General features: G+C 38.7%; 21 protein-coding genes. 15 read left to right on the top strand and 6 right to left on the bottom strand.

Annotated features, from left to right (window positions below; translation table 11 throughout):
- Positions 1-3 precede the first annotated feature (3 nt).
- Both mtaB and dapF read right to left on the bottom strand, forming a co-directional pair.
- Positions 4-1,287 (bottom strand): tRNA (N(6)-L-threonylcarbamoyladenosine(37)-C(2))-methylthiotransferase MtaB, encoded by a 1,284-nt coding sequence (gene mtaB, locus ACFIMW_RS01710; RefSeq protein WP_375606084.1) that lies wholly within the window; start codon positions 1,285-1,287, stop codon positions 4-6.
- Positions 1,287-2,138, bottom strand: a complete 852-nt coding sequence (gene dapF, locus ACFIMW_RS01705) for a diaminopimelate epimerase (RefSeq protein ID WP_375607899.1) — start codon at positions 2,136-2,138, stop codon at positions 1,287-1,289. The genes mtaB and dapF overlap by 1 nt, the downstream gene beginning before the upstream one ends.
- Positions 2,139-2,364: 226 nt before the next feature.
- Here dapF and ACFIMW_RS01700 point away from each other — a divergent pair, with 226 nt between their 5' ends.
- The 8 genes from ACFIMW_RS01700 to lpdA all read left to right on the top strand — a co-directional run bounded on the left by ACFIMW_RS01700 (position 2,365) and on the right by lpdA (position 13,501).
- A complete protein-coding gene (locus ACFIMW_RS01700; RefSeq protein WP_375607898.1) occupies positions 2,365-2,910 on the top strand; it encodes an AprI/Inh family metalloprotease inhibitor in 546 nt (181 codons plus the stop codon).
- Positions 2,911-3,008: 98 nt separating this feature from the next.
- On the top strand, positions 3,009-4,208 hold the full coding sequence (gene zapE, locus ACFIMW_RS01695; RefSeq protein ID WP_375607897.1) for a cell division protein ZapE: 1,200 nt from the start codon (positions 3,009-3,011) through the stop codon (positions 4,206-4,208).
- Positions 4,209-4,496: 288 nt separating this feature from the next.
- Complete coding sequence (mdh, locus tag ACFIMW_RS01690) at positions 4,497-5,459, top strand: malate dehydrogenase (protein ID WP_375607896.1); 963 nt, start codon at positions 4,497-4,499, stop codon at positions 5,457-5,459.
- A gap of 90 nt (positions 5,460-5,549) precedes the next feature.
- The gene (sucC, locus tag ACFIMW_RS01685) at positions 5,550-6,746 is read left to right on the top strand and encodes an ADP-forming succinate--CoA ligase subunit beta (RefSeq protein ID WP_375607895.1); all 1,197 of its coding nucleotides are present in this window, start codon (positions 5,550-5,552) and stop codon (positions 6,744-6,746) included.
- A 3-nt stretch (positions 6,747-6,749) separates the two neighbouring features.
- Positions 6,750-7,652, top strand: a complete 903-nt coding sequence (gene sucD / locus ACFIMW_RS01680) for a succinate--CoA ligase subunit alpha (RefSeq protein WP_375607894.1) — start codon at positions 6,750-6,752, stop codon at positions 7,650-7,652.
- A gap of 163 nt (positions 7,653-7,815) precedes the next feature.
- Entirely contained in the window at positions 7,816-10,815 is a 3,000-nt protein-coding gene (locus ACFIMW_RS01675) for a 2-oxoglutarate dehydrogenase E1 component (protein ID WP_375607893.1), read from the top strand.
- Between the two features lie 33 nt (positions 10,816-10,848).
- Positions 10,849-12,063: a 2-oxoglutarate dehydrogenase complex dihydrolipoyllysine-residue succinyltransferase gene (odhB, locus tag ACFIMW_RS01670; RefSeq protein ID WP_375607892.1), complete on the top strand. Its 1,215-nt coding sequence runs from the start codon at positions 10,849-10,851 to the stop codon at positions 12,061-12,063.
- 31 nt (positions 12,064-12,094) lie between these two features.
- Complete coding sequence (lpdA, locus tag ACFIMW_RS01665; RefSeq protein WP_375607891.1) at positions 12,095-13,501, top strand: dihydrolipoyl dehydrogenase; 1,407 nt, start codon at positions 12,095-12,097, stop codon at positions 13,499-13,501.
- Between the two features lie 1,125 nt (positions 13,502-14,626).
- Here the strand turns inward: lpdA and ACFIMW_RS01660 are convergent.
- The gene (locus ACFIMW_RS01660; RefSeq protein ID WP_375607890.1) at positions 14,627-15,865 is read right to left on the bottom strand and encodes a saccharopine dehydrogenase NADP-binding domain-containing protein; all 1,239 of its coding nucleotides are present in this window, start codon (positions 15,863-15,865) and stop codon (positions 14,627-14,629) included.
- 53 nt (positions 15,866-15,918) lie between these two features.
- On the bottom strand, positions 15,919-17,016 hold the full coding sequence (locus ACFIMW_RS01655; protein WP_375607983.1) for a carboxynorspermidine decarboxylase: 1,098 nt from the start codon (positions 17,014-17,016) through the stop codon (positions 15,919-15,921).
- Positions 17,017-17,182: 166 nt separating this feature from the next.
- Here ACFIMW_RS01655 and ACFIMW_RS01650 point away from each other — a divergent pair, with 166 nt between their 5' ends.
- From ACFIMW_RS01650 to mnhG, 7 genes are all read left to right on the top strand, one after another.
- Positions 17,183-17,680: a BA14K family protein gene (locus ACFIMW_RS01650; protein WP_375607889.1), complete on the top strand. Its 498-nt coding sequence runs from the start codon at positions 17,183-17,185 to the stop codon at positions 17,678-17,680.
- Between the two features lie 228 nt (positions 17,681-17,908).
- The gene (locus ACFIMW_RS01645) at positions 17,909-20,830 is read left to right on the top strand and encodes a monovalent cation/H+ antiporter subunit A (RefSeq protein ID WP_375607888.1); all 2,922 of its coding nucleotides are present in this window, start codon (positions 17,909-17,911) and stop codon (positions 20,828-20,830) included.
- Entirely contained in the window at positions 20,830-21,171 is a 342-nt protein-coding gene (locus tag ACFIMW_RS01640) for a Na+/H+ antiporter subunit C (protein WP_375607887.1), read from the top strand. Before ACFIMW_RS01645 ends, ACFIMW_RS01640 begins: the two co-directional genes overlap by 1 nt.
- Entirely contained in the window at positions 21,171-22,793 is a 1,623-nt protein-coding gene (locus tag ACFIMW_RS01635; protein WP_375607886.1) for a monovalent cation/H+ antiporter subunit D, read from the top strand. Before ACFIMW_RS01640 ends, ACFIMW_RS01635 begins: the two co-directional genes overlap by 1 nt.
- On the top strand, positions 22,790-23,272 hold the full coding sequence (locus ACFIMW_RS01630) for a Na+/H+ antiporter subunit E (RefSeq protein WP_375607885.1): 483 nt from the start codon (positions 22,790-22,792) through the stop codon (positions 23,270-23,272). The genes ACFIMW_RS01635 and ACFIMW_RS01630 overlap by 4 nt, the downstream gene beginning before the upstream one ends.
- On the top strand, positions 23,272-23,553 hold the full coding sequence (locus ACFIMW_RS01625; protein WP_375607884.1) for a K+/H+ antiporter subunit F: 282 nt from the start codon (positions 23,272-23,274) through the stop codon (positions 23,551-23,553). The genes ACFIMW_RS01630 and ACFIMW_RS01625 overlap by 1 nt, the downstream gene beginning before the upstream one ends.
- Complete coding sequence (mnhG, locus tag ACFIMW_RS01620; protein ID WP_375607883.1) at positions 23,550-23,957, top strand: monovalent cation/H(+) antiporter subunit G; 408 nt, start codon at positions 23,550-23,552, stop codon at positions 23,955-23,957. Before ACFIMW_RS01625 ends, mnhG begins: the two co-directional genes overlap by 4 nt.
- A 15-nt stretch (positions 23,958-23,972) precedes the next feature.
- On the opposite strand, the gene ACFIMW_RS01615 is transcribed toward mnhG, so the two are convergent.
- Both ACFIMW_RS01615 and ACFIMW_RS01610 read right to left on the bottom strand, forming a co-directional pair.
- Complete coding sequence (locus ACFIMW_RS01615) at positions 23,973-24,365, bottom strand: MliC family protein (protein WP_375607882.1); 393 nt, start codon at positions 24,363-24,365, stop codon at positions 23,973-23,975.
- Positions 24,366-24,382: 17 nt separating this feature from the next.
- Positions 24,383-24,766 (bottom strand): MliC family protein, encoded by a 384-nt coding sequence (locus tag ACFIMW_RS01610; RefSeq protein ID WP_375607881.1) that lies wholly within the window; start codon positions 24,764-24,766, stop codon positions 24,383-24,385.
- Positions 24,767-25,152: the final 386 nt, after the last annotated feature.

Here is a 25,152-nt window from a genome sequence, read left to right as displayed (position 1 = left end):
TGTTCAAGCAGCGTTTAATTTTGGAAGGACAGCAATTAATTTATCGCCATCATGGTCAACGATAAGGGCTTGAACAATTGTTCCTGCTTTTACACCTTTAATTTGTACAAGAGTATAATCTTCCGTTCGTCCGATTTCATCTCTTTCAACGAGAATTGTTTGTTGACTGTTTTTTAAATGAGCAAGATGCTTTTGGTAAGCTTCCTCACCTGCTTTACGTAGTCTTTCAGCACGCATTTTCACTATTCTACGGTTGATTTGTGGCATACGTGCGGCAGGTGTTCCTTCTCTTGGACTAAAGGGAAAGACATGTAGGTGGGTTAAATTACACTCTTTAATCAAAGCAAGACTGTTTTGAAACATCTCTTCTGTTTCGGTAGGAAAACCAGCAATTAAGTCGGCACCATAAACCATTGTAGGACGTTTGGCATGCAATTCTTGGCAAAATTGAATGGCATGTTCACGCAAATGCCGTCGTTTCATCCGTTTTAAAATCATATTATCACCTGCTTGCAAAGATAAATGCAAATGGGGCATGATTCTTTTTTCATAGGCTAAAAGATTTATGAGTTCTTCATCTGCTTCAATAGAGTCAATAGATGAGAGGCGTAATCGCGCTAAGTCAGGAATATGATGCAAAATAGCTGAAGTTAATTTTCCTAGAGTAGCTTTTCCAGGAAGATCGTGGCCATAACTTGTAAGGTCAACACCTGTAAGGACCACTTCTTGAATACCCACATCTGTCAGCTTTTTAATTTGTTCTATGACAGCACCCATGGGAACTGAACGAGATGGTCCACGTCCATAAGGAATAATGCAAAATGTACAGCGGTGATCACATCCGTTTTGTACCTGTACAAAAGCGCGGGTACGTTCTTGCATTGCACTAACCATATGTGGAGCAATTTTTTTCACTTCCATGATATCATTGATACGCACCTTTTCGGTATGGTTAATACCAAAATCAGGAAGTTGACGATAAGAATGGGCGTGAAGTTTATCTTCGTTTCCTAAAACGAGATCCACTTCTGTCATTGAGGCAAAATTTTGTGCTTCTGTTTGGGCTGCACATCCTGTTACAATGATGCGCGCATGAGGATTTTCACGTCGCGCTTTGCGGATAGCTTGTTTTGCTTGTCGTACGGCTTCGGCAGTGACAGCGCAGGTATTAAAAATAATAGCACCATCTTTAAGCTGGTCTAGCCCTGAAGAAGTGCTTTCTTTGCGAATTATTTCCGATTCGTAGCTATTGAGTCGACAACCAAAAGTTACAATTTCTACTGCCATCAGGAGTGATCCTTTTTGTAGCACCCTGTTAAAGGGCTTAAAAAACCACTAAATTGATATTTTATTGGTCCTGTCATGATAATATGATCGTCTTCTCGGTAAAAAATATTAAGAGCTCCCTTTGGTAAATTCACATCAACATGGCGCTCTGTAAATCCACGACGATAAGCAGCTACTGCACTTGCACAAGCAGCACTCCCACATGCTTGTGTTAATCCTACCCCTCTCTCCCATGTGCGTAAATTTAGACTTTTCTTTGACGTTATGCAAGCAATGGAAATATTACACCGTTCTGGAAACAGGGGGTCATGTTCAAGTTTTGGTCCATATTTTTCTAAAGGAAAATGTTGAATATCATTTTCAATAAAAAAGATAGCATGGAGATTGCCAATGGATATGAGACAAGCGTCTTTTAGGGGACCAGCCATAATTTCTACGTGATTGGTATCAACTATTTCACGTGAAACAGGCATCTCTTTTGCATTGAAATTTGGGCATCCCATATCAACAGAAATGAGATTATCGGTTTGGTATTTTCCTTCAATAACTCCAGCGGGAGTTTCTAAACGAAAACTTTCACCAAAATTATGGTCTGTGAGCCATGCAATAACACAGCGGGTACCATTGCCACAAGCTTTAGCTTTTGAACCATCAGAATTCCATATTTCGATGCGGAAGTCGGCTTTTTTCTGGGTTGGTGTGTGGATAGCCATGATTTGATCAAAATGCATTTCGGGATCTACCGATAAAGCAAGGATTGCTTGTGGTGTAAAAGCATGTGCGCTTTCACGCATATCCGCAACAATAATTTGATTTCCAAGACCGTCCATTTTGCTAAATGGCGTTTTCATGAAACTTCTCTATTTCTAATGATTACTTATTAAGGGATATATGACTGAAAATATTATAAATTTCTAGTGTTTAATAAATATAAAATTGGGTACATAAATTATTTCTTTTAAAAATAAGTGATTTTAACCTGTTTTTTTTAATTTGTTAATTTATCTTTGTAATTATAACAAATATTCGCTTAATTTTTTTGTGAACTTATTTATTGTCGTGGGAGAGAGTACAGACATGGTGTTTTCAAAAGTTTCGTTTTTCGTTGCACTATCAACTGTAATGCTTTTAGAGGGATGTTCAACAGCGCGGTTTGGTAGTAATGACAATAGTAACGCATTAGAAGTTTTTTATCCATCTCAACAAACGACAATATTGGAAGCGTCTGATCTGTCGTCTGCTTCTTCGTCGATATCTGAAGATGCAAACACTCCGATGTATGAAAAAGGAGATTCTCAGAGTGATGGACGAATGGTTAGTCTCGAATTGCCAAGCAATGCCACTGATTTATTTCCTGCAAGTATTGCGGGGGTATGGAGTCTTTCTATGGGGGGTAAAGTTTGCCGAATTGCAACGCCACAAACAAAGTTTGGACAAGGGTACCGTGCTGGTCCTTTACACTGTCCAGGAATTGTTTCTCAAGTAAGATCGTGGGCGGTTAAAGGAAAGAAATTATATTTTTATAATAACTCTGGACGTGTTATCGTTGCTCTTTATTCTTCAAGTGTTGATCGTTTTGAGGGACGTACACTTGACGATCGTCATGTTGTTTTAAGCCGTTAGATCATTTTTGACCGTTTATGAAAAAGTAAGTTATAGAAACAGATTCGTGAAAAGAATTTGTATTTTTCATTGAGAACGGTTTGAAAAAGGTTGTTTGGATGATTCTTGTTTCAACACGCTATAAGGAGTTGGTCTCTGAAGGAGAAGTTTGTTTTGATCCAGCTCAATTAGTTGTAACAGAGCATTTTGATCATTTATTAAAAAAAATTGAGGAACAAAATGCTTCTCGTCCGTGGTTTTTGGTATTTTTGTCTTTTTTAAAAAGAATACTTAAAAGGAAAAAACAAAATATTGCTCGTGTTGCAAAACAAGGGGCTGAAAATGGATCTTTTCAGGGGCTGTATATTTATGGTGAAGTAGGGCGGGGCAAAACCATGTTGATGGATTTGTTCTTTTCTTGTTTGCCGAAAGGTCATAAAAAGCGCGCCCATTTTAATGACTTTATGGCTGATGTGCATGAGCGCATTAATTTGTATCGTCAAGCATCTGGGCGTACAAAATCTAAACAGGATAATCCTATTTTAGCTGTTGCTGAAGATCTTGCACGAGAAGCAAAGGTGCTTTGTTTTGATGAATTTAGTGTAACAGATATCGCTGATGCTATGGTGTTGGGGCGGCTTATTTCTGCTTTATTTGATAAAGGAATTTTCTTTATTGCAACTTCAAATGTGGCGCCCGATAACCTTTATTATAACGGTTTAAATCGCGAACTCTTTTTGCCTTTTATTCAAGTTTTGAAAGCATATGTTCGTGTTGTTAATCTTGATGCAAAAACAGATTATCGTCTTGAAAAATCAAATCTACAGCCCGTGTATGTAACACCTTTAGGGAAAAAAGCAGATGAATGCATGGATAAAGCATGGACACTTGTATTGCAAGGAAATAAGGAGATATCTGATGGGCTTTCTATAAAGGGGCGCCTTATTCCTATTCCGCGTTTTGGTGCAGGATGTGCGCGCTTTGATTATCGAGATTTGTGTGTACAGCCTTTGGCAGCAGCTGAGTATTTGATATTAGGCGAGCGTTACCATACGATTTTTATCGATAATGTACCGGTTATGGATGATACATGTCGCAATGAAACAAAACGGTTTATTTTGCTTATTGATATTCTTTATGAGCGCCACATACGATTATTTATGTCTGCAGCAGCAGATGTGGAGCATTTGTATAAGGGGCATGCACAGATTACGGAAACATTTGAGTTTCAAAGAACACAGTCACGTCTTTTTGAAATGCAAAGTCACGATTATTTGAAACTTTGGGAAGAACATTTTCTTTTGAAGAAGAAGCGTTGATTATACTATTACCTTTACGTAAACTGTAAAAATAATAACTCTTTGAAATTAAAGATATGCAATAATTCTGTTGTATTTTTTTAAAATTCACTTTATCGATACATCATGATAATTTTCTAATAGTTGTTTGTGCGGAGGGTTATTGTTTTTGTGAAGAGAGAAATTTGTAAATTTCATTTCTTTACTCCTTTTTATGATATTGTTTAAATATGGTTGAAGTCAAAAATATTCAGTATACGGACGCAAATGAGTGTGCGCTGAATTGTCTAAAAGTTAGGAAAAAATAAAATGGCACGAAAAAAAATAGCTCTCATTGGTTCAGGTATGATTGGTGGTACTTTGGCACATATTATTGGGCTTAAAGAGCTTGGTGATGTTATCTTATTTGATATTGCAGAAGGTGTACCACAGGGTAAAGCTCTTGATATTGCTGAGTCTTCACCTGTTGATGGTTTCGATGTTCATTTAAAAGGGGCAAATGCTTATGATGCAATTGAAGGGGTTGATGTTGTTATTGTAACAGCAGGGGTTGCGCGGAAACCTGGTATGAGCCGTGATGATCTTTTGGGTGTTAATCTAAAAGTTATGGAACAAGTTGGTGCTGGAATTAAAAAATATGCACCTTCAGCTTTTGTTATTTGTGTTACAAATCCCCTTGATGTAATGGTATGGGTATTGCAGAAATTTTCAGGTCTTCCGGTGCATAAAGTGGTTGGTATGGCTGGTATTCTGGATTCAGCGCGTTTTCGTTACTTTTTATCTGAAGAATTTAAAGTCTCTGTCAAAGATGTGACAGCTTTTGTTTTAGGTGGGCATGGTGATTCAATGGTGCCCTTGGTGCGTTATTCAACAGTTGGTGGTATTTCTTTGCCTGATCTTGTTAAAATGGGTTGGACAACACAGGAGAGAATTGATCAAATTATTCAACGTACCCGTGATGGTGGTGCAGAGGTTGTTAGTTTGTTAAAAACAGGTTCTGCTTATTATGCACCAGCAGCTTCTGCTGTTTGTATGGCTGAAGCCTATTTAAAGGATACTAAGCGTGTTGTGCCTGTTGCAGCCTATCTTTCAGGGGAATATGGGGTTAACGATACATACGTTGGTGTTCCTGTTGTACTTGGTGCGGGTGGTGTTGAACGGGTCATTGAAATTGATCTTGATAAAGAGGAAAGAGATGCTTTTGATTATTCAGTAAATGCGGTTAAAAAGCTTTGTGAAGCTTGTATTGCTCTTGTGCCTAGTCTCAAGTAAATTGAACAGGATTTTGTTCATTAAATTAAAGTATTTAGAATATTATAACTTTAGGATTAATAATAATCCATAAAAGAAAAGGACAAATGCATGAATATCCATGAGTATCAGGCCAAACGTCTGCTTCATGAATATGGAGCACCAATTGCAAATGGTGTTGCTATTTATTCTGTAGAGCAAGCTGAAAAATGGGCAAAAAAATTACCCGGACCTCTCTATGTGGTTAAAAGTCAGATACACGCTGGTGGTCGTGGTAAGGGTAAGTTTAAAGAACTTGGTTCTGATGCAAAGGGTGGTGTTCGGCTTGCACAATCTGTTGAAGAAGTTGTTGCAAATGTTCAAGAAATGCTTGGGAAAACGTTGGTAACCAAACAAACTGGTCCAGAGGGTAAGCAGGTCAATCGCCTTTATATTGAAGATGGTGCCGATATTGAATGGGAGCTTTATCTTTCACTTTTGGTTGATCGTAGCGTTGGTCGGATTGCTTTTGTTGTTTCAACAGAAGGTGGAATGGATATTGAAACAGTTGCTGAAGAGACACCAGAAAAAATATTCACGCTGCCTATTGATGCTGTAGAGGGTGTTACTTCTGATGATTGTGCAAGGCTTTGTGATGCATTGGAATTGCGCGATAGTGCACGGGAAGATGGTGAAAAGCTTTTTCCGATTCTCTATCAGGCATTTTGTGAAAAAGATATGAGCCTTTTAGAAATCAATCCGCTTATTGTGATGAAAGATGGTCGCTTGCGCGTTCTTGATGCGAAAGTTTCTTTTGATAATAATGCTCTGTTTCGTCATCCAGATATTTTAGAATTGCGCGATCTTTCAGAAGAAGATCCAAAAGAAATCGAAGCTTCAAAGCATGATCTTGCTTATGTTGCTCTTGAGGGTACAATTGGTTGTATGGTCAATGGCGCTGGTCTTGCTATGGCAACAATGGATATCATTAAGCTTTATGGAGCAGAGCCGGCGAATTTTTTGGATGTTGGTGGTGGAGCATCAAAAGAAAAAGTGACAGCTGCTTTTAAGATTATTACGGCCGATCCAAATGTTAAGGGCATTTTGGTTAACATTTTTGGTGGTATTATGCGTTGTGATGTCATTGCTGAAGGTGTGGTTGCTGCTGTTCGTGAGGTTGGTTTAAAGGTTCCCTTGGTTGTTCGTCTTGAAGGCACTAATGTTGAGCAGGGAAAAGCGATTATCAATGAGAGTGGTTTGAATGTTATTCCTGCTGATGATTTAGATGATGCTGCTCAAAAAATTGTTGCAGCCGTGAAGGGAGCGTAAGTTATGTCGATTCTGGTGGATAAAGAGACGAAAGTTCTCGTTCAAGGGCTTACAGGAAAAACAGGAACATTTCATACAGAACAGGCGCTTGCTTATCATGGCACGCAAATGGTTGGTGGCGTTAATCCTAAAAAGGGTGGAGAAACATGGGAAGGTTCAAAAGGCGAAACTCTTCCTATCTTTGCTAATGTTGCAGAAGCAAAAGAAAAAACAGGCGCGGATGCTTCCGTTATTTATGTTCCTCCTGCAGGGGCTGCGGCAGCTATTATAGAAGCTATTGAAGCTGAAGTTCGTTTAATTATCTGTATTACGGAAGGTATTCCTGTTATAGATATGGTGAAAGTAAAGGCGCGATTAGAAAACTCAAAATCTCGTCTTATTGGTCCTAATTGTCCTGGTATTCTCACGCCAAACGAATGTAAAATCGGTATTATGCCTGGTTCTATTTTTAGAAAAGGTTCTGTTGGGGTTGTCTCACGGTCGGGAACTTTGACTTATGAAGCCGTTTTTCAAACGAGTCAGGAAGGTCTCGGACAAACGACAGCTATAGGAATTGGTGGTGATCCTGTTAAGGGTACTGAATTTATTGATGTGTTGGAAATGTTTTTAGCGGATGATGAAACCCAGTCTATTGTTATGATTGGTGAAATTGGTGGTTCTGCTGAAGAAGAGGCCGCACAGTTTTTGCAGGATGAAGCAAGAAAAGGGCGTAAAAAGCCAGTTGTTGGCTTTATTGCTGGTCGTACGGCTCCTCCAGGACGTACAATGGGACATGCTGGCGCTGTTATTTCTGGTGGTAAAGGTGGAGCAGAAGATAAAATTGCGGCAATGGAATCCGCAGGGATTCGTGTTTCTCCTTCACCATCACAGATAGGTAAGACTTTGATGTCAGTTTTGAAAGGCTAAAAGAAAATTTCACCTGAATAAGAATATATTCTTAATTCAGGTGAAAAAACTTGAGTATAAAAAGGTAAAACTTTTTTGAATGTTCAAAGCGTCGCTTGCTTTGTGAGCATTGAAAGGTCGAAAAAAGATATAAGGAGACGGAATAAGTGTTCCGGAGAGGTATATGGCAAGGCAGGATGAGATAAATAGTCTTTTTGCACAGACGTCATTTCTTTATGGTGGGAATGCGGATTATATAGATCAACTTTATGCTCAATATGAAAAAGATCACACCAGTGTTGATTCACAGTGGCGTGCTTTTTTTGAAGGCCTTCATGATAACAAAGAAGATGTTCTCAAAAATGCTGAAGGAGCGACATGGCAACGTGATCATTGGCCACTAAAGGCGAGTGGGGAGTTAGTTTCCGCTCTTGATGGTGATTGGTCTTCTCTTGAAAAATATCTTGGCGATAAATTAAAGGAAAGAGCAATAACAGGGGCTGCGCAAAAGGGAAAAACTTCCAGTGAACAAGATATTATTCGTGCAACACGTGATTCTGTTCATGCAATTATGATGATTCGTGCGTTTCGAGCACGAGGGCATCTTCGTGCGCGGCTTGATCCTCTTCAATTGGCAGAAAAATTGGAAGATTATAAGGAACTTTCTCCTGAGGCTTATGGCTTTACTCCAGCTGATTACGAGCGTCCCATTTTTATTGATAATGTTTTAGGGTTGGAATATGCAACTATTCCGCAAATGCTTGAGATCCTCAATCGTACCTATTGTTCAACAATCGGTGTGGAATATATGCATGTTTCTGATCCGGTTCAGAAAGCATGGCTTCAAGAGCGCATTGAAGGGCGAGATAATAAAATTGCTTTCACACAACAAGACAAGAAGGCTATTCTGAATAAGCTTATTCAGGCAGAGGGATTCGAACAGTTTTTAGATACTAAATATAAAGGTACAAAGCGTTTTGGACTAGATGGTGGTGAGGCGCTGATTCCCGCTCTTGAACAGATTATCAAATGTGGTAGTGCTTTGGGGGTTAGGGAAGTTATTTTAGGAATGGCACATCGTGGTCGTTTAAATGTTCTTTCACAAGTTCTTGCCAAACCGCATAGGGCTATTTTTCATGAATTCAAAGGGGGATCTTACAAGCCTGATGATGTGGAGGGATCCGGTGATGTCAAATATCATTTGGGAACTACCGCTGATCTGGACTTTGATGGTAAAAAAGTTCATTTATCGCTGTTGGCCAATCCATCTCATCTTGAGATTGTTGATCCGGTTGTTATGGGAAAAGCACGTGCTAAACAAGATCAGCTTATGGGACCTGCGCATACTGATTTACTCCCATTAAGTGAGCGTTCAAAAGTGATGCCATTGCTTATTCATGGTGATGCTGCTTTTGCAGGACAAGGCGTTATCCAAGAAACTTTTGGTCTTTCAGGTCTTAAAGGTTATCGTGTTGCGGGCTCACTTCATGTTATTATCAATAACCAGATTGGTTTTACAACATCCCCACGTTTTTCACGTTCTTCGCCTTATCCATCAGATGTCGCAAAAATGATTGACGCACCAATTTTTCATGTGAATGGTGATGATCCTGAGGCAGTTGTTTTTGTTGCTAAAGTAGCAACAGAATTTCGTCAAATTTTCCATAAATCGGTGGTCATTGATATGTTTTGTTATCGCCGTTATGGGCATAATGAAGGTGATGAACCTTCCTTTACGCAGCCACTTATGTATAAGGCAATTCGTAATCATAAAACAACCCTTCAGCTTTATGGTGACCAATTGATTGCAGAAGGAATAGTTACTTCAGAAGAAATTGAACAACAAAAAAAATTATGGCGCGATAAGCTTGAAGGTGAGTTTGAAGCAAGTGTTTCTTATAAGCCTAATAAGGCTGATTGGCTTGATGGAAGTTGGACGGGAATCAAAGCTTTTAGTAATGCTGATGAGCAAAATTCCAAAACAACGGGTGTTGAGTTAAAAACTTTAAAGGAAATTGGTCAAAAACTTGTCGAAATTCCAGAAGGTTTTCATGTTCACAAAACCATTCAGCGTTTTTTAAACAACCGTACTAAAATGTTTGAAACCGGTGAAGGAATTGACTGGGCAACTGCTGAAGCTTTAGCTTTTGGTTCACTTTGTTTGGAAGGAGCGCCGGTTCGTCTTTCTGGTGAGGACGTTGAACGTGGAACTTTTTCACAACGTCATTCAGTTCTTTATGATCAAGAGAATGAAGCGCGTTATATTCCTTTGAATCATTTACAAAAGGGGCAAGCGCTTTATGAAGTTGTTAATTCTATGCTTTCTGAAGAAGCTGTTCTTGGTTTTGAATATGGGTATTCTCTTGCTGAACCGCGAGGATTAACACTTTGGGAAGCTCAATTTGGTGATTTTTCTAATGGTGCACAGGTCATTTTTGATCAATTTATTTCATCCGCAGAGCGTAAGTGGCTTCGTATGTCTGGTCTTGTGTGCTTATTGCCTCATGGTTTTGAAGGGCAAGGACCGGAGCATTCTTCTGCACGTTTAGAACGGTTTCTTCAACTTTGTGCGGAAGATAATATGCAGGTTGCTAATTGTACAACTCCTGCAAATTATTTTCATATTTTGCGTCGGCAAATTAAGCGTGATTTCCGTAAGCCTTTGATTTTAATGACACCAAAATCACTTTTACGTCATAAGCGGGCTATTTCTTTTCTCGATGAAATGGGATCAGAAACGAGTTTCCGTCGTGTGTTGCTTGATGATGCAGAATGTCTCAAAGATTCTGTCGTTAAATTGCAAAAGGATAATAAAATTCGTCGTATCGTTCTTTGTACGGGCAAGGTTTATTACGACCTTTATGAAGAACGTGAAAAAAAGGGTATCGATGATGTTTATCTCCTTCGTGTTGAACAACTTTATCCTTTTCCTGCAAAAGTTTTGGTGAATGTGTTATCGCGCTTTTTGCAGGCAGAAGTTTTTTGGTGCCAAGAGGAGCCAAAAAACATGGGGGCGTGGTCATTTATTGAGCCTTATTTGGAATGGGTTTTGACACATATTAATGCGCAATATTCACGTGCTCGTTATGCTGGACGTCCTGCGAGTGCATCACCGGCCTCTGGGTTGATGGTGAAACACCTTGAGCAACTGGCTGCGTTTCTTAAAGACGCGTTAGGTTCTTAACTTATTATTACTCTGATGTATGGAAAGAATATTATGACTACTGAAATCCGTGTTCCTACTTTAGGCGAATCGGTTACTGAAGCAACGGTTGGCAAATGGTTTAAAAAACTTGGCGAAGCTGTCGCTATGGATGAGCCTTTGGTTGAATTAGAAACTGATAAGGTAACAGTTGAAGTTCCTTCTCCTGTTGCGGGGAAGTTATCTGAAATCATCGCAAAAGAAGGCGATACGGTTGAAGTGAATGCTCTTTTAGGAGCGGTGGAAGCTGGCGAAGCTGGTGTCTCCCAATCATTTTCGTCTTCTACTGCACCTGTTCCAGTTGCTTCATCTGAATCAGAGAAGCCTGCTTCGAGCAGTAGTACTATGCCTCCTTCACCTTCGGCAGCAAAATTGATGGCTGAAAATAATGTTGCAAAAAGCGATATTTCAGGTTCTGGAAAACGTGGACAAATTCTTAAAGAAGATGTTCTTGGTGGATTAGAACAAAGAGCAAACGCCTCTACACTTTCTTCTTCTGCGACGAGTTCTTCGGTAATTCCCGTCCAAGAAATACGTGAAGAGCGGGTTCGTATGACGAAATTGCGTCAAACAATTGCGCGCCGTCTTAAAGATGCGCAAAATGTAGCAGCAATGTTAACCACATTTAATGAGGTTGATATGTCAGCGGTGATGGATTTGCGCAAGCGTTATAAGGACCTTTTTGAAAAGAAACATGGTGTTAAACTTGGTTTTATGGGTTTTTTTACTAAGGCTGTTTGTCATGCATTGAAAGAACTTCCTGCTGTTAATGCAGAAATTGATGGAACAGATATTGTTTACAAAAATTATGTCAATGTTGGAATTGCTGTTGGAACGGATAAAGGGCTTGTCGTTCCAGTGGTGCGTGATGCAGATCAAATGTCATTGGCAGAGATTGAAAAAGAAATTGGCCGTTTGGGACGTCTTGCGCGTGATGGAAAATTAGCTGTTTCTGATATGCAAGGCGGAACTTTTACCATTACCAATGGTGGTGTGTATGGGTCGTTAATGTCGACACCGATTTTGAATGCACCACAATCTGGTATTTTGGGAATGCATGCGATTAAAGAGCGAGCAATGGTTGTTGAGGGCCAAGTGGTAATCCGACCCATGATGTATTTAGCGCTTTCTTATGATCACCGTATTGTGGATGGGCAAGAAGCTGTAACTTTCCTTGTGCGTGTTAAGGAAAGCTTAGAAGATCCGGAACGCCTTGTTCTTGATTTGTAAAATACAGTTTTCAGGATGAAAGGAGAAACGGATGTCTTATGATGTGGCTGTGATCGGAGCGGGTCCAGGTGGTTATGTAGCAGCAATAAAGGCGGCGCAATTGGGACTTAAAGTAGCGATTATTGAAAAGCGTACAACATTAGGGGGAACATGCCTCAATGTTGGTTGTATTCCTTCTAAAGCATTGTTGCATGCTTCAGAAGTGTTTGCTGAAACCCAGCATGGTTTTGAAACGCTTGGTATTTCTATTGGGAAACCTAAGCTTAATCTTGAACAAATGATGGTTCATAAGAAAGCTGTAGTGACAGCCAATACAAGTGGTGTTTCTTTTTTGATGAAAAAAAATAAAGTTGATACTTTTTTGGGAACAGCTAAAATTTTAAGTGCGAGTCATGTGGAAGTTGTTGCCAAGGATGGTAATAAACAAACGATTGAAACAAAAAATATTATTATTGCGACAGGTTCTGAGAGTTCGGGCATTCCAGGGGTGAATGTTAAAATTGATGAAAAGACTATCGTCTCTTCTACGGGAGCGCTTTCACTTGAAAAGGTACCTGCGCGTATGATTGTCGTGGGTGCTGGTGTTATTGGTTCAGAACTTGGATCAGTTTGGAGCCGTTTAGGTGCTAAAGTGACCATTATTGAATATCATAATAAAATTTTGGGTTCAATGGATGGTGAAGTTTCTCGTCAATTTCAGAAGTTAATGGAAAAACAAGGAATTGAATATAAAACTGGTGCAAAGGTAACAGCCATTACACAATCTGGCTCAACGGCTCAGGTGAGCTTTGAAACCGTCAAAGGGGGGGAGGCTGAAACTTTAGAGGCTGATGTTGTGCTTATTGCTACTGGACGTTCTCCTTATACAGAGGGGCTTGGCTTGAGAGAAGCCGGTATTCAGTTGGATGAACGTGGTTTTGTTGAAATTGATGCCCATTGGCAGACGAATATTCCAGGAGTTTATGCGATTGGTGATGTCGTAAAAGGGCCAATGTTAGCCCATAAAGCAGAGGAAGAAGGCGTTGCTGTGGCAGAAATTTTGGCAGGTCAAAAAGGACATGTTAATTTTGATGTTATTCCTAGTGTAGTTTATACTCAGCCGGAAATTGCGAGTGTAGGAAAAACAGAAGAAGAATTAAAAACTGCTGGTATTGAGTATAATGTTGGCAAATTTCCTTTTATGGCTAATGGTCGTGCACGTGCGATGCAAAAGAGTGATGGGTTTGTTAAAATCCTTTCTGATAAAAAAACAGATCGGGTGCTAGGGGGGCATATTCTTGGATTTGGTGCTGGTGAAATGATCCATGAAATTGCAGTTTTAATGGAATTTAGTGGTTCATCAGAAGATCTAGGGCGCTGTTGTCATGCACATCCTACCTTATCGGAAGCAGTGCGTGAAGCAGCTTTAGCAACATTTGCGAAACCGCTTCATATTTAAAAATCTTTTAAAAGGTACATTTTAAAAAGAGCAAGGGGGGGCAGCAAATGCTTGTGAAGCATACAATAGCACTTTAGAAGGAATAAAACCAATAATGAGGGATTCCATTTAATGTTATATGCTCAATAGTTGTTGTTTTAGAGCTCGATTGTGCTGTTTTGATTGATTATCGTGGTGTACTGTAAAATCTTATCGTTTAGAGCGGTGATATTTGGTCTACGTAAAAGTTTACGTATGAGGTATTTTTTATAGTGTTATAAAATATCTAAGGTATGGAGCGTAGAGGCCTATTTGCCCGCTTTGTTTTAAGGAAATATCTCTTCAAAGCTCCGAGAGGCTATTTCGCGATGGTGTTTGTGAATAGTATAACTATAAAATTCCTTGTGAACTATATAAAACTCATTATGCACCGTCATCTTCACGTTTAGTAAAAATGTACGCTGACACTATCCTAAGTTTTTCCATTCCTCAACATTGCTAAAGCTCTTTATTATTCGAGAGTTTTCATAAGAGGAGATTTTCTTTTATCGTTTTTTGTTTACACGTTTTCTTTGTTTGTGATGTGCGGACAAGAGATTTTAATTGATTCAATTAAGAGAGAGTTTATGATGAGAAAATCTTACAGTATTCGGCGTTATGATTCAAATTAAGAACGAAAATTGTATCATTATAAATCAAAATGTTATATATTATGATGAATCATATGAAGTGAGAAATTAAGAGGAATTGAATTGTTTAATGATTGGCGCCGGTTAAAAATTTTCATCCTTTAAGATGAAGATGGATGTCAAATATTTTACAAAATACCGCTCTTTTTTTAAGAGCGGTATTTTTATATCTTTTTGTTGATAACACTATCTTTTTGATGACAATGGCAGATCATAGAGTGTGATTAAATCAGTTCTTTTTGCCATTCTATTTTTCTTTATCATGGTTTGCTATGTCTTAAAAAGATGATCTGTATCTTCTTTAATGTTTTTAAGAAATTCCAATGCTACCAAAATATAACGAATAGCTAAAATTTTTTTGAAAAAACATAATTTCATAAGAATATTAAATTTGTTTTCATTTGGCAGTTTTGTGATAACTTGAAAAATTAAGTTTATGCACTCTATAGGGATAAATTTAAAATTGTAATTTTTTATCCTCTTGTTGTTCTCTTATAAAAGTGGGAAGCCCCATATGATCAAGATATTTAAGGAAAGGGTGGGGTGGTAACTCTTCCACATTGACCATAGTTTTAACATCCCATTCACCTGTGGCAATAAGAAGAGCTGTTGCGGCTGCTGGTACGCCAGCCGTATAGGAAATGCCTTGTGCCCCAGTTTCATGAAAAGCTTGTTTATGATCGGCTATGTTATAGATAAAAATTTCTTTTGGTTTTCCATCTTTTTCACCTTTAATAAGATCTCCAATACAGGTTTTTCCTGTGTAATCTGGGGCGAGAGAGGAAGGATCAGGTAAGACAGCTTTTACAACTTTTAAAGGAACGACTTCTTGTCCTTCTGCTGTTTTAATGGGCTGTTCGGATAAGAGACCAAGATTTTTCAAAACGGTAAAAACAGTGATATAACGATCACTAAATCCCATCCAGAAGCGGACATTTTGAACATCAAGATTTTTGGAAAGTGAATGAATTTCATCATGTCCTGTCATATAGGCTTTTTGTTTTCCGACAACTGGAAGATCCCATTCATGACTGACTTCAAACATTTTATTGGAAGTCCATTTTTTATTTTGCCATGACCATACTTGTCCTGTAAATTCACGGAAGTTAATTTCTGGATCAAAATTTGTAGCAAACCAACGCCCATGATTCCCAGCATTAATATCGATAATATCGATGTCTGTGATTTTATCAAAATAACATTTATGGGCTAATACTGCGTAAGCATTAACGACACCGGGATCAAATCCCGCACCCAAAATAGCGGTGATACCAGCTTTTTCACATTCTTGACGCCGTGGCCATTCATAATTGCCATACCAAGGAGGAGTCTCACAAATTTTAAGAGGATCTTCGTGGATGGCAGTATCGATATAAGCGCATTTGGTTTCGATACAAGCTGAAAGAATAGACATATTGAGAAAGGCAGAACCAACATTAATGACAATTTCGCATTTGGTCTTTTGGATGAGCTTTACAGTTTCTTCTACATTCATTGCATTGAGTGTATGGCTTTTGAAGACACCTTGTTCTTTCATTGCGTTTTTTTCTTTAATAGAAACAATGATGGCTTCACATTTTTTGAGCGTTCGTGAAGCAATGTGAATTTCACCAAGAATATCGTTGTTTTGAGCACATTTGTGCGCCACAACTTGTGCAACACCTCCAGCACCAATAATGAGAACATTTTTCTTCATTGTAGGTTCATCTCCTTTTTAATACTGTTGTATGACGTTTTTTATGGTTATCTCTATGAAAGACTTTCCTGATAGTCGTTATAGCTAAACTGGCGTTGCAGTGTTAATGTGCCATCGCATTCTTTGAGAACAATAGCAGGCATTGTAACACCATTAAACCAGTTTTTCTTGACCATTGTATACCCTGCTGCATCTTGAAAAGACAGCCTATCCCCTATTTTAAGAGGTTTTGGAAACTGAAAAGTTCCAAAAACATCACCGGCAAGGCAGGATTTTCCGCAGATCATAATTTCATGTTCTCCTTGATTGGGTTCTAATTTGGCATTTTCACGATAAATGAGAAGGTCAAGCATATGTGCTTCAATTGAGCTGTCGACGATGGCAAGATTCTTTTGATTATATAATGTGTCAAGAACGCTGACTTCTAGGGTGGTGCTTTTGGTAATCGCGGCTTCTCCTGGTTCTAGAAAAAGCGTAACATCATGAGTTTTGGAAAAGTGTTTTAAGCGTTCTGCGAAAGCTTCTAGAGGATAATTTTCAGCGGTAAAATGGATTCCGCCGCCAAGGCTTATCCAGTCAACGGCAGAAAAAAGCTCTGAAAACTTTTCTTCCATATACCCAAGTATTTGATTAAAAAGATTAAAATCAGCATTTTCACAATTATTATGGATCATCAAGCCGTTGATGAGAGGCAGGACTTCTTTAATAGCACTTTGATTTGTTTCTCCTAAGCGACTAAAAGGGCGGGATGGATTGGCAAGATCAAAATTCGATGCACTAATTCCTGGATTTAATCTTAGACCTCGTTGAATGGTTTTTGTTGCATTAGAAAAGCGTTGAAGTTGTTGGATTGAGTTAAAGATAATTTTATCTGCATAACCACAGGCTTCATCAATTTCATGATCGGCCCAAGCAACTGAATAGGCATGCGTTTCTTTGCCAAACTTTTCTTTTCCTAAATGAAGTTCATAAAGGGATGATGATGTAGTTCCATCCATAAACTCAGACATTAAATCAAAAACACTCCATGTGGCAAAACATTTCAAAGCAAGCAAAACTTTTGCTCCGGATATTTCCCGTAAGCGAGAAATCGTTTGCATATTTTTGATGAGTTTCGATTTGTCTATAAGATAATAGGGGGTTTTTATCATCATTTATTCATTCTTTTTTGAAGGATCTTATTGCCAAGATAAACGTTTAGTATAAAGAGTAACAGAATGTATCAAGAAAAAAGGATTTTAGGAGAAGAAACTGTTTCTGTCTAGCAATGAAAGACTTTCTGTAACTGCTGTCGTTTATTATTTTGAGTTTTGCGTTATGAGTATGAAAAAAAAATTATATTATGCTTTAGCTTTTGTATTTGTTAGCAGTTTTTTCATTATAACAACCACTCTTACTCATTTGGTGCAAAATAGGAGTGATGCTAAAGCCAAACTGATTTCTAATGCCTCTGTCCAAGAGGATTCGGTATCTTTGATTTTTACTGGGCGTAGAGAACTTAATGGTTTTAAGGGGTATCATGATTATAGACGTGGTTATGTTAAGTATAAAGATAATTGGTGGTATCCTGAAGCGGCATTTGTTACATCTCCGCACTTAAGCACAAAAGGCGCATCATTAAAAGTTGTATCAGATACTAAAAGAGAGTTTTTAGCTTCTTCTTCAGAAAAATTAGAAAAAAAAGAGCCATGGATGCTTAAACAACATATTGAATCTTGCCGTGTGCGTTATCGCTCTTATAATAAAAATGATAATAGTTTCCAGCCTTTTCATGGACCTCGTAAACAGTGTTTATCGCACTTTTTTAAAGGATAGAAATTATTAAATAAAATTTTAATTGCTTCTTGTCGTGGGCGTTATTGTTCTTACAATAAGGAGAAAACTTGTATGGTGCGCAGTATTTTTACGCAAGCATTGTTGTTGAAAAATTTAAATGCTTTTAAGTTTTATTAAATCTTATTATCATTAAGTGTGGAATGGGGGGAAATATAAATTTTGTTTTGTCAATGACAAAATATTTAAGGGCAGTATGGAGCTGAAAGAATGATAACACGGGAAGCAATGTTGATATTGCTCGTTTTGCTTCCCTTTGGTGGAAGCGCTGTTATTGGCTTTTTTCATTCGACAGCGAAAAATAACGAAGCATGGTTTGCTGGAGGCATTGCTCTTTTTAGTCTTTTTTTTACAATCATGCTTTATCCTGCGGTTTGTGGAAATCATATTATACGTTTGGATATTTCTTGGCTTCCAGAATGGGGAGGGAATTTAGTCCTTCGGATAGATGGTCTATCGTGGCTTTTTTGCTTGCTCATTACAGGAATTGGGCTGCTTGTCGTTGTTTATGCGCGTTATTATATGGATCCGGCGGATTCTGTACCACGATTTTTTTCCTTTTTTCTGGCCTTTATGGGTTCGATGACAGGGATTGTTTTATCAGGTAATCTCGTTTTTTTGGTTGTTTTTTGGGAACTTACCAGTATTTTTTCTTTTTTGTTGATTGGTTATTGGTATCATAATGCTAGTGCGCGTGAAGGGGCGCGTATGGCTTTAATGATTACAGGTTTTGGTGGTTTTGCCCTTTTTATTGGGGTTTTATTGATTGGGTACATTGTTGGCAGTTTTGATTTGGATAAGGTTCTGCAGTCTGGAGATGTGATCCGGTCAAGTGCTCTTTATAGTCCTGTCCTTATTTGTATTCTATTGGGAGGATTAACAAAAAGCGCGCAGTTTCCCTTTCATTTTTGGCTACCCAACGCGATGGCTGCTCCAACACCTGTATCGGCTTATTTGCATTCAGCCACGATGGTGAAAGCAGGGTTGTTTTTGCTGGTTCGTTTATGGCCTGTGCTTTCTGGGACAGAGCTTTGGTTTTTGCTGGTTGGCTTTTCAGGACTTTCGACACTTCTTCTAGGTGCCTATTGTTCTATGTTTCAGCAAGATTTGAAAGGACTGCTTGCTTATTCGACTATTAGTCATCTTGGATTGATTACCACGCTTTTAAGCCTTGGGAGTCCCCTTGCATGTGTTGCAGCGATTTTTCATATGGCTAATCATGCTACTTTTAAAGCTTCTTTATTTATGGCTGCTGGCATTATTGATCATGAAACCGGAACACGTGATATGCGTAAGTTGACAGGCCTTTATCGCTTTATGCCGGTTACAGCAACTCTTGCTTTAGTGGCAAGTGCTGCGATGGCTGGTGTTCCTTTATTAAATGGTTTTTTATCGAAAGAGATGTTTTTTGCTGAGGCCGTTGAAACGCATATGGAATCATGGCTTGATTGGATTGCTCCTTATGTAGCAACGCTGGCTAGCTTGTTTAGTGTGACTTATTCTATACGCTTTATTCATGGTGTTTTTTGGGGACCAAAACCGGATAAATTACCCAAAACTCCGCATGAACCTCCGCATTTTATGCGTTTACCAATGGAACTTTTGGTGTTTATTTGTTTGGCAGTTGGTATTTTTCCTAATTTAACAATCGGGCCTATTTTAGATAATGCTGTTGTGTCTGTTTTAGGACCAATGAAGATCTCTTATAGCTTAGCTGTTTGGCATGGGATTAATACGCCATTAATGATGAGCTTAGTGGCTTTATTAGGGGGCGGATTGCTTTATGTTGTCGGGCATCGTTATTTTTTATCCTGTGATGATGGGGCTCCTTTTTTTCGTCATTTGAATGGACCGCGTATTTTTGAACGTATTCTTGTGATTATTTCTTGGAAATGGGCACGTGCGGTGGAATCTGTTTTGTCAACACGCCGTTTGCAAATACAGTTGCATTGGATCTTTGGTGTGTGTTTTATTTTTGTTGGTCTTTTGCTTTGGTGTGATGGTTTAATCGCAGCAGGAGGATTACCACTTTTTCCACTTGATATTCCTTTTCTCGCTCTTTGGTTAGTCGGTGGATTGTGCGCTCTTTTAGTGGCTTGGCAAGCAAAGTTTCACCGTCTTGCTTCACTCATGCTGTTGGGGGGAGCAGGACTAATGACTTGTGCAACCTTTTTATGGCTTTCTGCGCCCGATTTGGCAATAACGCAATTGGTTGTTGAAATCGTGACAGCTGTTTTATTATTGCTTGGTTTGCGTTGGTTGCCTAAGCGTGTGCATAATCCTGCTCCAACGTCTGTTCATTTTTGGGTGCGTGTACGTCGTGCTCGTGATTTCATCATAGCAATTATGGGAGGTGCTGGTGTTGCATGGCTCTCTTTTGCGGTGATGACACGTCCTCAAGGAACAACAGTTTCTCATTTTTTTCTGAAGAATGCTTATTCTGGTGCTGGTGGTCGTAATGTTGTGAATGTGTTATTGGTTGATTTCCGTGGTTTTGATACTATGGGAGAAATTGTGGTTTTGGGGGCTGTTTCACTGACTGTCTTTGCCCTTTTGCGTCGATTCCGCCCTGCTCCTGAAAGTATTGATGCACCGTTTCAACAACGTGTTCAGGAAGCTTTTGATAAGGCACAGCCGGATCGGAATGTGGGGGATACAGTGTTGAATTATCTCGTTATTCCTTCTGTTATTATGGGGTGGCTTTTTCCGGTTATTATCGCTTTTGCTGTTTATTTATTCGTGCGAGGACATGATCTTCCAGGAGGGGGATTTGTTGGTGGAGTCACTTTAGCGATAGGCTTTATTTTGCAATACCTTGCACAAGATATTCGTTGGGTAGAAAACCATTTGAGAGTCTTGCCTTTACGCTGGATGGGTTTCGGTTTATTGCTATCGGCTCTAACGGGAATAGGGGCTTTGTTTTTTGGGTATCCTTTTTTAACATCATTTTTTCAATATATTCATGTGCCGTTAATTGGAAAGATTCCTATAGCATCTGCTTTTTTGTTTGATTTTGGTGTGTTTTCTCTTGTGTTAGGAGCAACGGTTCTCATTTTAATTGCACTTGCACATCAGTCAATTCGTAGTTACCGAATCGGTAAAAAACCCGCTTTGAAAGAGAAGGAAAATTGATGGAAATTATTCTTTCTTTGGCTATCGGTGTTCTTGTTGGATCTGGGATTTGGCTCATTTTACGTCCTAGAACTTTTCAAATCATTCTTGGTTTGTCTTTGATATCTCATGGTGTTAATCTTTTCATATTTGCAATGAGTAGACCGCGCAGTAATGCGGCGCCAATTGTTGATCCTACTACAGTGATTAATACAGCTAATTATGTTGATCCTCTTCCTCAGGCTTTGGTTTTAACTGCGATTGTGATCAGTTTTGCAACGACAGCGTTATTTTTGGTTATCTTGTTGGTTTCACGCGGTTTAACAGGTTCAGATCACGTTGATGGACGTGAGGTACAGTGATGGGAGCTTGTGTGCATTATCTTCTTATTTTGCCTATTCTTTTGCCGTTAATTACAGGAGCTCTTCTTCTTTTCTATGATGAACGCCGTTCAAAACTGAAATCACTTATAAGTATTTTTTCCGCTGTATTGTTAATTGTTGTTGCTGTTTTATTGGTGGGGCGTGCTCTTGAAGTTGCACCAGCCTTGGATGTTTATCGGCTTGGTAATTGGCCTTCCCCTTTCGGTATTGTTTTGGTGCTTGATCGCTTAAGTGCTATGATGCTTTTACTTTCTAGTCTGTTGACTACTGCAGCATTGGTTTTTGCACGAGCACATTGGTATAAAGCGGGTCCTCATTTTCAGTCATTGATGCAATTTTTCATGGTTGGAATAAACGGCGCTTTTTTGACAGGTGATGTATTTAATTTATTTGTATTTTTCGAAGTAATGTTAACAGCCTCTTATGGGCTTGTGTTGCATGGATCTGGTCCGTTACGTGTGCGTGCTGGGTTGCATTATGTCGTGGTTAATCTGGTTGCTTCGTTGTTTTTTCTGGTTGGCGCGGCGCTCATTTATGGAATCGTGGGTACGCTCAATATGGCTGATTTGGCTGTAAAAATAAAATATATAGCCTCTAGCGATATGACTTTATTCGAAATAGGAGCTGCGCTTTTGGGAGTTGCTTTCTTGCTTAAAGCAGGAGTGTGGCCATTGAATTTTTGGTTGATGCCAACGTATAGTGCAGCAGTAGCACCCGTTGGAGCTTCTTTTGCACTTTTAAGCAAAGTTGGTATTTATATTATTTTACGTTTAACATTGTTATGGTTTGGTCCTGAAAGTGGACATTTTAGTCATTTTGGTCAAACGGTTTTATTTTACGGTGGTCTTGCCACTATGGCTTTTGGTTTTATTGGGGTGTTGGCAAGCCAAGTCTTAGTACGTTTGGCAGCTTATAGTGTTTTGGTTTCTTCTGGGACTTTGTTGACAGCGATTGGGATTGGCAACACAGCATTGATTGCAGGTGCACTTTTTTATATTGTTTCCTCAACATTGGCACTTGGTGCTTTTTTTCTTGTTGTGGAGTTGGTTGAACGTTGTCAAGATGTGGCAGCCAATGTTTTGACGGTTACAATGGAAGTTTATGGTGACGATGAAGAGGATGAAGAAGATGAAGTGGGGACCTATTTGCCGGTAACTTTGGCAATTCTTGGGGCTTGTTTTGGGCTTTGTGCACTTTTGATTATTGGTCTACCACCTTTTTCTGGTTTTGTTGCTAAATTTATGATGTTCGTGGCACTCTTAAACTATAGTAAAGAAAATATTTCTACCTCTCTGCCCGTTTATCATGATTGGCTTTTTATGATTTTTGTTACCATATCTAGTTTTGCTGCTTTAATTGCGATGACACGAACGGGGATTCGAACTTTTTGGATTTCTCTTGAGGGCAGAATTCCAAGGGTTCAGGTGATTGAATTTGCTTCTGTTGCCGTTCTCCTTGCTTTGTGTTTTCTTATTACAATTGTTGCTGGTCCTGTTAGTCGTTATATGTTGGAAACGGCCAGAACTTTGTATGAACCTAAAAACTATATTGGAAGTGTTTTGGATGATTTTTCTCTAGAAAATAGGGGGATGAATCAATGAAGTATTGTTACTTTTTCCCTTTTTCTAGCGTAGCAATTGTTTTTATGTGGCTGATCTTAAATGGCTTTAGTTTCGGCCAATTGCTTTTAGGCGTTATCATCGCGTTGTTTGGGGGCTGGATGATGCGGCTTCTTGAGTCGGAAAAGACAACCATTAAAAGTTGGCGGGCAGTTTTTCAGTTGTCTTTTCGTGTGTTTATCGATTCTATCGTTTCAAATATTGCAGTGGCTTGCTTCGTTTTAACCAAAAGATCTCGAAAACATCAGTCTGGTTTTATTGTGGTGTCCATTTCGCTCGAAAGTCGTACAGCTTTAGCTGTTTTGGCATGTATTCTTTCAGCAACTCCAGGTACTGTTTGGATTGCCTATAATAGAAAAAATAGTGAACTTTTACTTCATGTTTTAAATTTTAAAAATGGATATGATTATCAAAAATTGATCAAAAAACGCTATGAGCAATTACTTTTGGAGATTTTTTAATGAGTATGGTGATCCTTTATTGGGGGCTTTATCTTTCGCAGTTTTTTTTAAGTTTGGCAATGATTCTTGCACTATTTCGGTTGATTCGTGGGCCACGGGCGCAAGATCGGATTGTGGGGTTGGATGCTCTTTATATAATCACTATTCTTTTATTTCTTACATTCGATATCCGTTCAGGAACAACTATTTATTTTGTTGCAGCACTTATTATTGGCTTGTTGGGTCCTGTATCAAGTATTGCGTTGGCAAAATTTCTCATGCGAGGAGAAATTATTGAATGAAGGATGTATCGCTTGTTGTTTCTATTGCTGTTACATTTTTTTTGATATTAGGATCTGGTCTCACATTGATTGGAACAATAGGATTGGTGCGCCTTCCCACGTTTTATAAGCGTTTACATATGCTTTCTTTGAGTACAAGTTGGGGTGCTGGCAGTATTCTTATTGCGTCGTTTCTTTATTCAATTTTTATAGATCATCATTTTGTTTTTCATGAATTTTTGTTGATGATTTTTTTATTTATAACAATGCCTGTCGCTTCTATGCTCGTATCACAAGCGTCGGCTTATCGCCACTATTCAAAAAATAAATTAAAAAAACCGCTGGCTCTTTTATCACGTCAGATGGAAGAACAAACATCTGCTTCAGAAGAAATATCATGTGATACGAGCCAGAGCGATTTTTAAGATGAATAAGCTTTTTTATTCTGTTTTTTGTTCTTCTACACACTGAATAGGGTTTTTATTTTCTGGATCATTAATGAGATCAGAGAGTATGGCTTCGTTTCCTTTTGTCCACCATATATATGGTCCTCCCATATATTTTGCTCCAGAAGCACTTATGCTACGGGAAGCGATGATACGCTTTCCGTTCCATTTGAAATCAACAAGTGAAATGTTACCAGCATTGAGATAGGTTGCTTCAACACGCTCTTTACTTGTGCCTGTATCGCATTGATAGGTAGCAACTTCTGTTGTTGGTTCTGGATTATCCGGTACCTCAATAACTAAAGAGCTAGCAAAGGCATTGAGTGAACCGAATAGTGGCATACTTAAAGCAGCAAAAAATCCTACAATAAAAGTAATTTTTTTCATGATATTTCCTCAGTTATTTAAAATAATAACAGTGATTCATCCTTACAGAGGATGGGATTTTTTTCTTCTGGATCTTGAATAAGATCATAAAGTGTTACTTCTTTATTTTTTTCCCACCAAATATATTGCTCCCCCACATACTTTGCTCCAGAAGCAGCAATAACATTAGCAGCAATAATGTGATCGCCTTTCCATTTGAAATCAACTAATGAAATATTGTCAGCGTTGTAATAGGTTGCTTCAACGCGTTCTTTATTTCCTCCTATATTACATTGATAGGTCATAGTTTGTTTTTCTGGATTATCTGATACCTCAATGATTAAAGAAACAGCCAAGGCACAGCTGACATTGAAAAATAATAAAGAGGAAAAAAATCCTAAAATATGTAGAGTTTTTTTCATAATGCTTCCCTATATGAAAAGTAATTTATCCTATACGATGGTGTCTACGGCAGGATTCGAACCTGCGACCCCAGGATTCATACCACTTCGATTTTCACCGCCAGCCTTATCGGCTGTTTGTGGTCTGGACTGTCTCTTCACCTTGAAGCTTACGCCTTTTAGGTGCTGCCCGTTCAGTCTCTACACCTTCCTCTTATAATGAAGAGAGGCTTGGCTCGGGATTGGCATATAGTCGCCCATGAAGCTTTCCCCGAATTTGAGCAGATCCACTTTGAAGATTTCTCCTCAAAGTGCCCAATTTCTTTAGGAATCCTGTGCTCTATCCTACTGAGCTACGCAGACATCATCATCTTTATTCCTTTAATAGAAGTATAAAAACGAATCAA

The sequence above is a fragment of the Bartonella sp. AC329YNZD genome, assembly GCF_042196685.1.
GTDB lineage: Bacteria > Pseudomonadota > Alphaproteobacteria > Rhizobiales > Rhizobiaceae > Bartonella.
Note: the sequence above shows the minus strand (reverse complement) of the source record. Positions and strands in the feature narration are given on the sequence as shown.